The organism is Streptomyces sp. NPDC050564, from assembly GCF_044457265.1.
Taxonomy (GTDB): domain Bacteria; phylum Actinomycetota; class Actinomycetes; order Streptomycetales; family Streptomycetaceae; genus Streptomyces.
The window spans coordinates 1-14044 of the sequence record NZ_JBITGS010000024.1; the positions used below are offsets into that span (position 1 = coordinate 1).

Consider the following 14044-nt stretch of genomic DNA (forward strand, 5'->3'; position numbering starts at 1 on the left):
CTCCGTCTGCGATCAGTCTCGCGCACGGCACTGACATCGGTACGAGCGGGGGGGCGCCCCCCCCCGGGGGGGGGCCCCCCCCCCCCGGGGGCGCCGCCCCCCCCCCCCCCCCCCCCCCCCCCCCCCCCCCCCCCCCCCCCCCCTCTCCTCGTACGAACGGTTACAGCTTCTCGATCACGTAGTCGATGCACTTCGTCAGGGCCTCGACGTCCGCCGGGTCGATCGCCGGGAACATCGCGATGCGGAGCTGGTTGCGGCCGAGCTTGCGGTAGGGCTCGGTGTCGACGATGCCGTTGGCGCGCAGCACCTTGGCGACGGCGGCCGCGTCGATCTCGTCGGCGAAGTCGATCGTGCCGATGACCTGCGAGCGCTTGGCCGGGTCGGAGACGAACGGCGTGGCGTACTTGGAGTCCTCGGCCCAGGTGTAGAGGCGGGTCGAGGAGTCCTTCGTGCGGCCCGTGGACCAGCCGAGGCCGCCCTGGCCGTTGATCCACTCCAGCTGCTCGTTGAGGAGGAAGAGGGTGGCGAGGGCCGGGGTGTTGTACGTCTGGTTCTTGCGGGAGTTGTCGATCGCCGTGGGAAGGCTGAAGAACTCCGGGACGTGCCGGCCGGACGCGTGGATCCGCTCGGCGCGCTCGATCGCGGCCGGGGAGAAGACGCCGATCCACAGGCCGCCGTCGGAGGCGAAGGACTTCTGCGGGGCGAAGTAGTAGACGTCGGTCTCGGCGATGTCGACCGGGAGGCCGCCGGCGCCGGAGGTGGCGTCCACGAGCACCAGCGCGCCCTCGTCGGCGCCCGCGACCCGCTTGACGGGGGCGGCGACACCGGTGGAGGTCTCGTTGTGGGTGAAGGCGTAGACGTCGACGCCCGCCTCGGCCTGGGGCTCCGGGTGGGTGCCGGGGTCGCTCGCGATCACGGTCGGCTCGGCCAGCCAGGGGGCGAGCTTGGCGGCCTTGGCGAACTTGGAGCTGAACTCGCCGAAGCTGAGGTGCTGCGACTTGTTCTCGATCAGGCCGTGGGTCGCGACGTCCCAGAACGCGGTGGAGCCGCCGTTGCCGAGGATGACCTCGTATCCGTCGGGGAGCGAGAACAGCTCGCGCACGCCGTCACGGACCTTGCCGACCAGGTTCTTCACCGGGGCCTGGCGGTGGGAGGTACCGAGCAGAGAGCTACCGGTCGCGGCCAGCGCGTCCAGCGCCTCCGTACGCACCTTGGAGGGGCCCGCGCCGAATCGTCCGTCGGCGGGCTTGATGTCAGCGGGGATCTGGATATCAGCCACGATCGGAGCCTAGCCGTTTCGGGAAACCTGGGCGAAACGTCGTCCGTCGGGTGAGACGGGGGCGGGGGGTGACGGTTGGGTTCTTTCACCCCGCCGCGCCACGTCAGGGGCACGGCGGGGTACTGCGCGACCAGCCCCCACCCGCCCCGCAGCCGAAAGACATCCGCGGGGGCCCGGGGGCGCGGCCCCCGGGCACGGGACGGGCAGGGGCGGAGGGGGGCGAAATCCCTCCCCACCTCAGCCCGTCGTCAGCCGTACCGGCAGTTCGAAGAGGTCGTTCTGGGTCACCACGGGCTTGTGGCGGAGTTCCGAGGCGGGGATCGCCAGATCGAGGGACGGGAAGCGGGCGTACAGGGCCGGGAGGGCCACCGCCGCTTCCAGGCGGGAGAGGGCGGCGCCGGGGCAGACATGGGGGCCGTGGCCGAAGGAGATGTGCCGGTTCTCGGCGGTGCGGGTGATGTCGAAGTCGCCGGCGGTGGGCCCGTGGGCCTGCTCGTCACGGCCGATCGCGCCGTACGACACGATCAGGGCGTCGCCCGCGGGGAGCACCTTGTCGCCCACCGGAACGTCCTTTGTCGCGAAGCGGATGAGGACGTGGGAGGTGGGGGTGGAGTAGCGGAGGGTCTCCTCGATCACCGACGCCCAGTCGGCCTCGCCGGAGAGGACGAGCGCGCGTTGGTCGGGGTGGGTGGAGAGGTTGACCACCGCGTTGACGATCAGCGAGATCGTCGTCTCGTGCCCCGCCGCGACCATCAGTTGCAGGGTGGAGACGATCTCCTCGTCGGTGAGGTGGTCGCCGTCCTCGGAGGCCAGGATCAGCGCGGAGGTGAGGTCGTCGCCGGGCTCGGCGCGCTTCGCCGCGACCGTCTGCGCCATGATGCCCGCCAGCTCCGTCAGCGTCGCGATGACCTCCGCCGGCGGGGTCTGCGTCGAGAAGAACTTCTCGAAGAGCTCCTTCAGCCGGGGGAGCCGGGACTCGTCGATGCCCATGAGGTCGGCGATGACGTACATGGGGAGGGGGTAGGCGAAGTCCGCCTTCAGGTCGATCACCCCGGTGGAATCCGGCAGGCCGTCCAGCAGGCCCTCCGTCAGCTTGGTGATCCGCTCGCGCATCTGCTCCACCCGGCGTGGGGTGAGCGCCTGTGCCACCAGCGTGCGCATACGCCGGTGGTCCGCGCCGTCCACCGTGAGCATGGAGCGGCCGGGGTTGGCGAGCCCGATCAGCGGCCAGTCGGGGGGTATCTCGCCGCGCTGCCAGGCACCCCAGACGTTGATGTCCTTCACCAGCCGGGGGTCCGTGAGCAGGGCGCGCGCCTCGGCATGGTGCGTGACCGCCCATACCGGGACGCCGCCCGGCAGTTCGACGGCGGCGAGCGGGCCCGCGGCGCGCAGTGCCGCGCTCTCGCCCTCCAAGTCGGTGACGAAGGGGTCCAGGGCGATACGAGTGGTCATGCGGCAGGGCCTCCAAGAGCGGGAGTGGGCGTGAATCTCACAGGGAGTTCGGTCAGGCCCCGCAGCCACGGGGACGCCCGACGCGTCAGAGACTCGGCGGGTACGGCCAGGTCGATGTCCGGCAGCCGGTCCAGTACGACCTCGATCCCCGTCCGCGCGATCACCTCCGCGACCTCCTGGGCCGGGAACGGGCAGCGGTGCTCCCCGTGGCCGAAGGAGAAGTGGGCGCTGTTCCCGCCGGTGAGGGCGGAGCCGTCGATGCGGACCTGGGGGTCGGAGTTGGCGCCCTGGAGGCCGAGCAGCAGCAGGTCGCCGGCGCGGACGCGGCGGCCGCCGAGCTGGGTGTCGCGGGAGGCCCAACGACCTGCCACGTTCTGGGTGGGGGTGTCCTCCCACAGGACCTCGTTCATCGCCTCGGCGACGCTGTGCCGGCCGCCGAAGAGCGACGCAGCGAAACGCTCGTCCGTCAGCATCAGGCGCAGCGAGTTGCCGATCCAGTCGGCGGTCGGCTGGTGCCCCGCGGCCATCATGACCATCAGGTCCTGCATCACCTCTTCGTCGGTGAAGCCGCCGCCGTCCGCTGGATGTCCCGGTTCTTGCGCATGTCCCGGTTCTTGCGAACGTCCCTGCTCTTCTGCCTGTCCCGGCTCTTTCTGATGCGCCCTCGCGAGCATCCTGGACACGACGTCGTTCGCGGGCTCGACCTTCCGGTCGGCCAGCAACCGTGCCATGGACGTGGCCAGGTGCCGCTGGCCCGCCAGTGCCCCCTCCCGCCCGTTGATCATGTCGTTCAGGGCGGTGACCAGGCCCGGCCCCTGCTCCTCCGCGAAGCCGTAGAGCGTCGCGAGGACGCGCACGGGCAGCAGCGCGGCGTACTCCCCGACGATGTCCGTCTCGCCCTTGGCGCAGATCACGTCGAGCAGTTCGTCGGCGAACCTCTCGGTGTGGGAGCGCAGTTCGAAGGGATCGACCGCTTCGAGCGCGTCGCTGATCATCGCGGCGCGCTCGCGGTGGCGTTCGCCGACCGTGTAGAGGATGGACGGCTGCCTGCGCCCGATCATCGGCAGCAGCGGCCAGTCGTCGGGGATGCGCTCCCACTGGTTCCACAGGTCGGAGTCCCGGCTGAACAGGACCGGATCGCCGGTGACCTGGTGCAGTTCGCGATAGCCGAGCACCAGCCACGCCGGTATGTCGCCGTCGATCACGACCGGCACCACGGCACCGTGGTCGCGCCGCATCTCCCGGTACAGCTCGGCGGGTTCGGTCTGGAACCGGGGCCCGCTGAGGGGCACGGGGGCGGGGGTCACAGCGCCAACTCCGGAGATCTTGGGGTGGACAGGGACTTGAGGTGCTCGACGAGGGTGATCAGCACCCGCTTGGCGGACTCGCGCGAACGGGCGTCGCAGTCGAGGAGCGGGACGCCCGGGTCGAGGTCGAGGGCCTCTCGGATCCGGGCGGGCGGGTGCGTGGGGCCGCCGAAGTCGTTGCAGGCCACGATGAACGGCGTGCCGCGGCGCTCCAGACGGTCGATGGCGTACCAGGAGTCGCCGATACGGCGGGTGTCGACGAGGACGACCGCGCCGAGGGTGCCGGAGAACAGCCGGTCCCAGAGGAACCAGAAGCGTTCCTGCCCCGGCGCGCCGCAGAGGTACAGCACATTGCGGGCGTCCAGCGTGATGCGGCCGAAGTCGAAGGCCACGGTGGTCGCGGACTTGCCGCGCACCTCGCTGTTGTCGTCGACCGCCTCGCCGGCCTGTGTCATCGTCTCCTCGGTGTTGAGGGGACGTATCTCGCTCACGGAGCGGACCAGGGTCGTCTTGCCGACGCCGAAGCCGCCGACGACCACGATCTTGAGACCGTTGTCGGCCGACGCCGCCAGGGGTGTACGGGCGCCGGGGCCACCCGTGGACGTACGGGCGTCAGAGGTTACGGAGTCCAACGAGCACCTGCTCCAGGATGTCGGGATCGGGCAGAGCGGCGGCGTGCGGGTGGCGGGCGCTGACGCGACCCGCGGCGAGGAGGTCGCCGAGCAGGATCTTCGTGATGCTCACCGGCAGCCGCAGCTCCGCCGCGATCTCGACGACCGCCGTGGGCCGTTCGCACAGCCGCAGGATCGCGGCGTGCTCCGACTGCATGCCCACGACCGGATCGCACTCCGCGACCACCAGCGTCACCAGGTCGAAGGGGGTGTCGGGCGCGGACCGGCTGCGCCCTCCCGTGAGGGTGTACAGCCGGTCGGGCGCGTCGTCCCTGCCCGGCCGGCTCATGAGGCGCGTGGGCGCGCGCTCAGGTGTTCGCCGAGTTGCTCCACGAGTTCGCTCATGTTGTGCCCGACCAGACCGGCGTCCGCGTCCTCGGCGGTGACCACGGCCAGGTGCGCGCCGTCGCCCGCCTCCACGATGAACAGGACCCCGCCGTAGAACTCGGCCATGGCCGAGCGCACTCCACCACTTCCGTCGCCGAACTCCACGGACGCGCCGTGCGACAGCGACTGGATGCCGGCGGCGATCGCGGCGAGCTGGTCGGCCTGGTCGACCGAGAGCTCCGGGGTCCGGCACAGCTTCAGGCCGTCGCGGGAGAGCACGAGCGCGTGCCGGGCGCCCGGGGTGCGCTCGAGAAGGCCCTCGATGAGCCAGGTGAGCTTCTCGTCGGCGGTGGTCGTGCCGGTCATGGAGTGGTGTCGCCTTCCGGATGCGAGTGAGGGGTGGCGGGGGTGGTGTCCGGTACGGCTTCGGTCTCCCGTACGGCTTCCGTCTTCCCTACGGCGTCTTCGGCTCGTACGGCGTCCTCGGCGCCCCGGGCCGCGCTGCGTACCGCCTCGCGGAAGCTGCTGAAGCGGGCCGCGACGCTTGCTGTGGAGCTGTCGGCGGTGCGGGGCTGCGGATCGGCCTGCGGCGGCGGCGTGGCGTGCGCTCGGCTGCGCTCGGCGTGCGCGAGGGTGCGGCCCCGGCGGCGCTTGGGGAGGGCGCCCGTGGACGGCGGGAGCGGCTCGTGCCGGGGCGAGTCGTGGGTGGGGACCGGGTCCGGGTCGAGGTCGCCCATGGCGTGGGCGGCGGCGTACGACACCTCGGTGGCCGGCCCCGGAACCGCGACCGGTTCGGGCTCCGCGGGCAGCGGTGCGGACGGCAGCGGCGTGGTCGGGGGCGTGAGGAGGTCCTGGGGGATGAGCACCAGGACGCCCGTGCCGCCACGCGCGGAGGGCCGGAAGGACACCTTCAGCCCGTGCTTGCGGGCGAGCCGGCCGACCACCGCGAGGCCGAGCCGGGTGCCCGAGAGCCCGCCGAGCTCCGCAGTGTTCCCAGCGTCTGCGGAGACGGCGCGCTCGGCGCGGCGCAGCTGGACGTCGCCCATGACGAGCCCGCTGTCCTCGACGGAGACGATGACACCGGCCGGGACTTCTTCGACGTACACATGCACTTCAGCGGTCGGCGGCGAGAAGTTCGCGGCGTTGTCGAGGAGTTCGGCGAGTGCGTGCATCACGCCCTCGGCGGCGTGTCCGGCGACGGCGGCCTCGCTGGCGGAGTGCACGCGCACGCGCTGGTAGCCGCCGATGCGGCCCATCGCGCCGCGCAGGATCGACTCCATGACGATGGGGCGTGCCCAGCGGCGGCCTGAGCGGGCGCCGGCGAGGACGGCGACGGAGTCGGCGAGGCGGCCCGCCTGTGCGGTGCGGTGGTCGAGGTGGAGGAGGTCGGCGAGGACCTCCTCGTCGGAGTGCCGCTCCTCCATGGCGCGCAGGTCGGCGAGCATGCCGGTGGCCAGCGCCTGCATGCGGCCCGCGGCGTTGGCGGTCGCCGAGATCGCGGCGGCGCGTTCACTCGTGGCCTGCCGGGCGTGCTCGGTCAGCCGGGTGTTCTCCTCGAAGAGACGGGTGCGTTCGTCGGTGAGGTGCTGCCGCTCGGCCGCGAACTCCTCGGTGAGGAGGGCGCGTTCCCGCGCCGCCGTCTCGGTCAGACGCACGCGTTCCCGCGCCGCCGCCTCGGCCAGGCGGGCCCGTTCGCGCGCGGAGTCATCGGCCAGCCGGGACCGCTCCTGGTGGAACTCCTCGGTCAGCCGGGCTCGTTCCTGGAGCAGCCGTCCGGCGTCCTGGGTCACGGCGTCGAGTCGGCGGCGTACCAGCTTCGCCGACTGTACGGCGCGGGCGGCCACCGCGACGGCCGCGCACAGCAGCACCGCGGCCACGCTCGCGCCCCAGGCGAGGGGAGCGCGCACCGAATCGGGTGCCAGGGCGACCGCGCCGACCACCGCGAGCGCGGCCGGGACGGCGGCGATCAGGGGAGCGGGCGCGACGGCGCGGAGGGTGGGGCGTTCGCCGGAGGGGAGGGGCGCGGTCATCAATCGGTCCTCGGTCGTGTTCTGGGGGGAGAACGTTCCTCGGTCGTGTTCTCGGGCGTTTCCTCGGGCGTGTCCTGGCGCGCGTCCTGGGTGAGAAGCGACACCTGATGCTCAACTCGCCGTCACTATATGGGAGTTCGTGATCAAATTGGGAAGGTTCTGGAAGCGGTTGCATGATCGACCGTGATCGGCACGCGTTCCGTCCGCGATTTTGGCTGCGCGGGTGACGGTCACTGTCCGTGCCCGGCTGCATCCTGGAGGCATGACGGATCTCGGGGAGCAGGGCACACCGGCGTCGGCGGCCGATCTCGCCGGGCTGCGGACGGGGCTGGAGCGGGCGGTGCGCGGCGAGGTCGCCTTCGACGCGACCGCGCGGGCGCTGACCACCATGGACGCGTCCAACTACCGGCGCGTCCCGCTCGGCGTCGTCTCCCCGCGTGATGCCGACGACGTGGCGGCGGCCCTCGCCGTGTGCCGCGCGCACGGCGTGCCGGTGGTGCCGCGCGGCGGCGGCACGTCGATCGCCGGGCAGGCCACGGGCACGGGCATCGTCCTGGACTTCACACGGCACATGAACCGGATCGTGTCGCTCGACCCGGCGGCCCGTACGGCCGTGGTCCAGCCCGGTGTCGTACTGGACCGCCTCCAGGACGCCGCCGCCCCGCACCGCCTGCGCTTCGGCCCCGACCCCTCGACCCACAGCCGCTGCACCCTCGGCGGGATGATCGGCAACAACTCGTGCGGATCCCACTCGGTGGCCTGGGGCACGACGGCGGACAGCGTGCGGGAGCTGTCGGTGGTCACCGGTCAAGGGGCCGCCGTGCGCCTCGGCCAGGACTGGGCGGGTGCCCCCGATGGCCTCAGGGCTCTGGTGGAGGGCGAGTTGGCCCGCCTGCGCACCGGCTTCCCGGATCTGCCGCGCCGTATTTCCGGGTACGCGCTGGACGCCCTCCTGCCCGAGAAGGGCGCGGACGTCGCCCGCGCCTTCTGCGGCTCCGAGGGCACCTGGGGGGTGCTGACCGAGGCGGTCGTACGACTGGTGGAGGCGCCGCGTGCGCGGGCGCTGGCCGTGCTGGCGTACCCGGACGAGAGCGCGGCGGCGGAGGCGGCCGCGGGGCTGCTGCCATGGAGGTCCCCCCGCTCATGGGGGTCCCCCCGCTCGAGAGAAGCCGAGAGTGGGGGAGAAGCCGAGAGTGGGGGAGGGCCGCTCACGGTGGAGGGGATGGCCGCGGATCTCGTGCCGGCCGGCGCGGGGCTGCCACGGGGCGGGGCCTGGCTGTTCGTGGAGACGGGCGGCGCCTCGGAGGCGGAGGCACGTGCGCGTGCGGACGCGATCGTGCGCGTGGCCGACGTGTCGGACGCCCTGGTGGTCACCGACCCGGCCGGGCAGCGTGCCCTGTGGCGCATCCGCGAGGACGCGAGCGGTACGGCGACCCGGATGCCGGACGGCAGCGAGGCCTGGCCCGGCTGGGAGGACTGCGCGGTGCCGCCCGCCCGGCTGGGCGGGTATCTCCGGGACTTCAGGGGCCTGCTGTCCGCCCACGGCCTGCGCGGCACGCCGTACGGGCACTTCGGCGACGGCTGCATCCATGTGCGTATCGACTTCGACCTGATGAGTTCCGAAGGCGTGGCCCGCTTCCGGCGCTTCTCCGAGGAACTCGCGGCACTGGTCGTCTCCCACGGCGGCTCCCTGTCCGGCGAGCACGGGGACGGGCAGGCACGCGCGGAGCTGCTGCCCACGATGTACGGCGCCGAGATGGTGGGCCTCTTCGAGCGGGCCAAGGGCCTCTGGGACCCGGACGACCTGCTCAACCCCGGGATGCTCGTACGGCCCCACCGGCTGGACGAGAACCTGCGGTTCGCGGTGCTGCCGCGGGAGCCGGTGGACGTGGTGTTCGGGTATCCGGCGGACGGCGGGGACTTCTCGGCGGCGGTGCGCCGATGTGTGGGGGTCGCCAAGTGCCGTGCTCCCGTGGCGGCGGACGCCGGGGTCATGTGCCCCTCCTTCCGGGCGACCGGCGAGGAGGAGCACTCCACGCGCGGGCGGGCCCGACTGCTCCACGAGATGCTCGCGGGCGAGGTCGTGACGGACGGATGGCGGTCCACCGAGGTCCGTGACGCGCTGGACCTGTGCCTCTCCTGCAAGGGGTGCAAGTCGGACTGCCCGGTCGGCGTCGACATGGCCACGTACAAGGCGGAGTTTCTCCACCACCACTACGAAGGGCGCCGGCGCCCGGCCGCGCACTACGCGATGGGGTGGCTGCCGGTCTGGCTGGCGGCGGTGACCCGGACGCACTCGGCTCGGCTGGTCAACTCCCTTGCGTCGGTGCGTCCGTTGGCGGCTCTGGCCAAGCGGCTGGGCGGGATCGCGCCCGAGCGGGAGATTCCGCGGGTGGCGCGGGAGACGTTCAGCCGGTGGTGGTCGCGGAGGTTCCGGGATCGGGTACGGGCGTTCGTGCGGGACGCGCGGTGCGGGCAGCGGGGCGCGTTCCCGGGGTTCGGAGGGGACACCGTCGTGGTGTGGCCGGACACCTTCACCGAGTACCTGTCACCGTCCGTGGGCAAGGCGGCCGTACGGGTCCTGGAGGCGGCAGGGCTGACGGTGCTGCTGCCGCCGACGATCCGGATGAGGTTCGGGCCGGCGCTGGAGGGGCTGTCCGAACACCTGGCTGAGGCCGCGCCGGATGGGGCGCCGGTCGGGGACGGGGTGTCGCACGGCCCCATCGGGGACGGGGTGCCGCTGGGGCCGAGCGCCTTCAACACGCTGTTGTCGCGCCGTCAACGCGTCTGCTGCGGATTGACGTACATCTCGACCGGCCAGCTCGACCGCGCCCGCGCCGTGCTGCGTCGCACGCTGGACCTGATGGAGCCGTACCTGGAGATGGACGGCACCTCGGTCGTCGTACTGGAACCGAGCTGCGCCGCCGCCCTGCGCACCGACCTCCCGGAGCTGCTGCCCGACGACCCCCGCGCGGCGCGTCTGGCCGCGGCGGTGCTGACCTTCGCCGAGGCGCTGGAACGCCATGCCCCGCACTGGAGCCCGCCCCGTCTGGACCGCCCGGCCGTCGGCCAGACCCACTGCCACCAGCACGCGGTGCTCGGCGACGCCGCCGACCGCCGGCTGCGCGAGGCGGCGGGCCTGACCGGCAGCCTCACGGGCGGCTGCTGCGGCCTGGCGGGCAACTTCGGCTTCGAGAAGGGCCACTACGAGGTGTCGACGGCCTGCGCGGAGGAGCAACTGCTCCCGGCCGTCCGCGCGGCCACCGACGACGCGGTCGTCCTGGCGGACGGCTTCTCCTGCCGCACCCAGCTGGAGCAGTTGGCGGGGCGGAGGGGGCGACATCTCGCCGAGGTGCTGGCGGAGGCGCTGCCGGAGGGACACCCGTAAGTACGCTGGCAGGTCCACCGGGCCGAGGATCTGGGACCTCGGGACCTCGGGACCCCGGAACCCGGGACCTCGGGACCCCGGGACCCCGGAGCCCTGCGACCCGCCCTGGAACCCCGGAACCCGCACACGCGGACCCCAGAACGACCCCGAGAACCCCAGAACCGCCCGAACCTCAGAACCCTCAGGACCCCGAGGAGCAGTGCGCATGAGCCTCCGCCTTCAGGCGATCACCCGTGAAGAACACCTGGCGTTCGTCAGGACGCGGTCCTCGGCCAGCCACATGCAGGTGCCGTCGTGGGGCGATGTGAAGCCGGACTGGCGGGCGGAGAGCCTGGGATGGTTCGACGATGGCGACGGTGACGGGGACGGCGGCCGTCACCATGGCGGAGGCGGAGGCGGGCGACTGGTCGGCGTCGGGCTGGTGCTGCTGCGCCCGCTGCCGAAGGTGAAGCGGTCTCTCGCGTATCTGCCCGAGGGGCCGGTCATCGACTGGCACGCGGCGGACCTCGCCGAGCGCTGGCTCGAACCCATGCTGGCGTACCTCAAAACGCGGGGCGCGTTCTCGGTGAAGATGGGGCCGCCCGTCGTCGCACGCCGATGGAGCGCGGACGCGGTCAAGACGGCGATCGCCGATCCGGCGGCACGGCGGCTGGGGGACGTGGAGGCCACCACGTACGAGCCGGGCGCGGTCGAGGTCGCGGAGCGGCTGCGCGGTATGGGCTGGCGTCGGACCGAGCCGGGCGGCGAGGACGGCTTCGCGGCCGGGCAACCGCGGTACGTCTTCCAAGTGCCGTTCGCCGGGCGGTCGTTGGAGGAGATCCAGCGGGGACTGAACCAGCAGTGGCGGCGCAACATCAAGAAGGCCGAGAAGGCCGGTGTGAAGGTGGTGAGGGGCGGCCACGACGACCTGCCCGCCTTCTACGAGCTCTACGCCGAGACCGCCGAACGCGACCGTTTCATCCCACGCCCGCTGCCCTACTTCCAGCGCATGTGGACCGCGCTGACGGCCGAGGACCCCGACCGCATGCGGCTCTACCTCGCCCACCACGACGGCGACGTCCTCGCGGCGGCCACGATGCTCACCGTCGGCAGCCACGTCTGGTACTCCTACGGCGCCTCCACCAGCCGCAAGCGCGAGGTCCAGCCCAACAACGCCATCCAGTGGCGCATGATGGCCGACGCCCACGAACTCGGCGCCGCCGTGTACGACTTCCGCGGCATCACCGACACGCTGGAGGAGTCCAACCACCTGCTCGGCCTGCTCCGTTTCAAGGCCGGTGCGGGCGGCGAGGCCGTCGAGTACCTCGGCGAGTGGGACTTCCCGCTCAACCGCCTGCTGCACAAGGCGCTGGACCTCTACATGGCGCGCCGCTGAGCTCCGCGAGCCCCGGCGACAGACAACCAGCACTCAGGTAATCAGGGGGTGCTGCGGCTGCCGCTGTTCGTGGAGGCGCGCCAGTGTTCATGGAGGGTGGACAGGGACCGATGCGCCCCGCCCGACGGCCTGCATCGGTCCCTGTCCGCCCCCCCAGCGCCCCAGGACAGTTGTGCAACGGGTTCACACACCTGACGGAGTCCATTACCCTGGACTGGCAGGTACATCACGATGAACGAACCCTGAGCCGATTCCCTGGAAGGCCCCGTGAACACCCCGAGCGCTGCCCCGTCCTCCCCGGCCCCGGCCGCCCCCGCCACGGCATCCATGCCCACCGCGGGCGTGCCTTCGGCGGGCGGCCCGCGCCGACGGGGCTCCCTCGGGCCCGTGGGCCTGGTCCTCGCCGGAGGTATCTCCGTGCAGTTCGGCGGCGCCCTCGCGGTGACCCTGATGCCGCGGGTCGGTGCCCTCGGTGTGGTGACCCTGCGGCTGCTGGTGGCCGCGATCGTGCTGCTCGCGGTGTGCCGCCCCAAGGTGCGCGGGCACTCGCGCGCCGACTGGGGCACGGTCGTCGTCTTCGGCGTGACGATGGCCGCGATGAACGGCCTCTTCTACCAGTCGGTCGCCCGTATCCCGCTGGGCCCCGCGGTCACGCTCGAAGTGCTCGGACCGCTCGCGCTCTCCGTCCTCGCGTCCCGCCGCGCAGTGAATCTGGTCTGGGCCGGCCTCGCCCTCTGCGGCGTCTTCCTGCTCGGCGGCGGAGGCTTCAGCAGCCTCGACCCCACTGGCGTCGCCTTTGCCCTGGGTGCCGGCGCCATGTGGGCGGCGTACATCATCTTCAGTGCGCGTACGGGCCGACGCTTCCCCCAGGCCGACGGGCTTGCCCTCGCCATGGTGGTCGCGGCGGTGGCGTTCCTGCCCTTGGGGATCGTCGAGTCCGGTTCGAAGCTGCTCGTCCCGACCACGGTCGCGCTGGGTGCCGCGGTGGCCGTCCTCTCCTCGGTCCTCCCGTACACCCTCGAACTCCTCGCCCTGCGCCGCCTGCCCGCCTCCACCTTCGCCATCCTGATGAGCCTCGAACCGGCCGTCGCCGCCACCGCCGGCTTCCTCGTCCTGAACCAGGCCCTCTCGGCCACCGAGGCCCTGGCGATCGCCCTGGTCATCGCGGCGAGCATGGGGGCGGTGCGGACCCAGGTGGGACGCGGGAAGGCCAAGGGGCTGGAAGGTGAGTTGGGGACCGGCGGTTGACCGGCCCACGACCGAGCGGGTCGACCAGCCCACGACCGAGCGGGTCGACCAGCCCACGACCGAGCCGCCTGACCGGCGCGCGTACAGAGCGAGCAGGCTGACCGGCGCGCGTGCGGAGTCGAGCAGGCTGACCGGCGCGCGTGCGGAGCCGAGCCTCCCGACCGCCTGCCCGCCCCGCCGAATCGCGCCCGCTCAGCCCATGCGCTGCAACCGCCGCATTCAGCTCATGCGCTGCAACGGCCGCAGAGAGCCGTACGGCCGTTCGTGCTCGCCGAACCACAACTGCGGCGCTCGCTCGTAGGCGGCCTGGGCGAGTTCGCGCCCCCACTGGCGGCTGGCGTACATCGGGATCCTGATCCGGTAGCGGCGGTCCGGCAGGCCGGGGCGCAGCGGCTCGTCCCGCACGACGAGCGGCTTGAGCAGCGGATCGGACGCGTCGACGTCGCCGTACGGGCACAGTTCAAGGCTCATGACCTTTTGACCGGCCTTGGCGTTGCCCTTGTGCGCCCAGTACAGCCCGACCCCGGCGAGTGACTGCCACGGCACCACTGTCTGCCGCTCCTGGCTGTGCTGCCACCACACTCCGTATGCGTCGAAGGCGAGCAGCGTCCCGCGCCCCGCCCACAGCGCGTACGTCATCAGCGCCCCGAGCCCGCCCCAGAGCAGCAGCCACACCCCGGCGAAGATCCACTGCCCGGCACCCGCCCCGCCCTTGCCTGCCGTGACGACGAGCGGGAGCGGTGCGAGGAGGAGTGCGATCAGCGTGCCCGGCAGCCCGGTCCGGAGCCGGCGCATTCCGAAGCGGTAGACGGCGGCGTCGGGGCCGGGGTGGGGCGGCGGAGAGGGAAACATGGCGGCAGAGCGTAGCGGGGTGACCTGTGCATGGCGAACTCGCCCGGGTCTCGTCGGCGGGGCGTTTCGGTGGCTGCATCCGCGTCAATTAATGCAAGCATGCTTGCTTGTTTCT

The 14044-nt window shown here is 72.5% G+C and carries 11 protein-coding genes; 3 read left to right on the forward strand and 8 right to left on the reverse strand.

Annotated elements, in window-relative coordinates; all coding sequences use genetic code 11:
• Positions 1–160: 160 nt before the first annotated feature.
• The 7 genes from serC to ACIBK0_RS32625 form a co-directional block, all read right to left on the reverse strand.
• Entirely contained in the window at positions 161–1279 is a 1119-nt protein-coding gene (gene serC / locus ACIBK0_RS32595) for a phosphoserine transaminase (RefSeq protein ID WP_399087808.1), read from the reverse strand.
• A 237-nt stretch (positions 1280–1516) separates the two neighbouring features.
• Complete coding sequence (locus ACIBK0_RS32600; RefSeq protein ID WP_399087810.1) at positions 1517–2731, reverse strand: cytochrome P450; 1215 nt, start codon at positions 2729–2731, stop codon at positions 1517–1519.
• Entirely contained in the window at positions 2728–4038 is a 1311-nt protein-coding gene (locus ACIBK0_RS32605; RefSeq protein ID WP_399087812.1) for a cytochrome P450, read from the reverse strand. The genes ACIBK0_RS32600 and ACIBK0_RS32605 overlap by 4 nt, the downstream gene beginning before the upstream one ends.
• Positions 4035–4670: a GTP-binding protein gene (locus tag ACIBK0_RS32610; protein WP_399087815.1), complete on the reverse strand. Its 636-nt coding sequence runs from the start codon at positions 4668–4670 to the stop codon at positions 4035–4037. Before ACIBK0_RS32610 ends, ACIBK0_RS32605 begins: the two co-directional genes overlap by 4 nt.
• Positions 4651–4998: a DUF742 domain-containing protein gene (locus ACIBK0_RS32615; protein WP_399087817.1), complete on the reverse strand. Its 348-nt coding sequence runs from the start codon at positions 4996–4998 to the stop codon at positions 4651–4653. Before ACIBK0_RS32615 ends, ACIBK0_RS32610 begins: the two co-directional genes overlap by 20 nt.
• Entirely contained in the window at positions 4995–5402 is a 408-nt protein-coding gene (locus ACIBK0_RS32620; protein ID WP_399087819.1) for a roadblock/LC7 domain-containing protein, read from the reverse strand. Before ACIBK0_RS32620 ends, ACIBK0_RS32615 begins: the two co-directional genes overlap by 4 nt.
• The gene (locus ACIBK0_RS32625) at positions 5399–7066 is read right to left on the reverse strand and encodes an ATP-binding protein (RefSeq protein ID WP_399087821.1); all 1668 of its coding nucleotides are present in this window, start codon (positions 7064–7066) and stop codon (positions 5399–5401) included. The genes ACIBK0_RS32620 and ACIBK0_RS32625 overlap by 4 nt, the downstream gene beginning before the upstream one ends.
• 262 nt (positions 7067–7328) lie before the next feature.
• On the opposite strand from ACIBK0_RS32625, the gene ACIBK0_RS32630 reads away from it, so the two are divergent.
• From ACIBK0_RS32630 to ACIBK0_RS32640, 3 genes are all read left to right on the forward strand, one after another.
• Entirely contained in the window at positions 7329–10454 is a 3126-nt protein-coding gene (locus ACIBK0_RS32630) for an FAD-binding and (Fe-S)-binding domain-containing protein (RefSeq protein ID WP_399087823.1), read from the forward strand.
• 205 nt (positions 10455–10659) lie between these two features.
• Positions 10660–11829 (forward strand): lipid II:glycine glycyltransferase FemX, encoded by a 1170-nt coding sequence (locus ACIBK0_RS32635; RefSeq protein ID WP_399087825.1) that lies wholly within the window; start codon positions 10660–10662, stop codon positions 11827–11829.
• Positions 11830–12096: 267 nt separating this feature from the next.
• Positions 12097–13077, forward strand: a complete 981-nt coding sequence (locus ACIBK0_RS32640; RefSeq protein ID WP_399087827.1) for an EamA family transporter — start codon at positions 12097–12099, stop codon at positions 13075–13077.
• A gap of 219 nt (positions 13078–13296) precedes the next feature.
• Here ACIBK0_RS32640 and ACIBK0_RS32645 read toward each other — a convergent pair whose 3' ends face one another.
• Positions 13297–13929 (reverse strand): hypothetical protein, encoded by a 633-nt coding sequence (locus tag ACIBK0_RS32645; protein WP_399087830.1) that lies wholly within the window; start codon positions 13927–13929, stop codon positions 13297–13299.
• Positions 13930–14044: the final 115 nt, after the last annotated feature.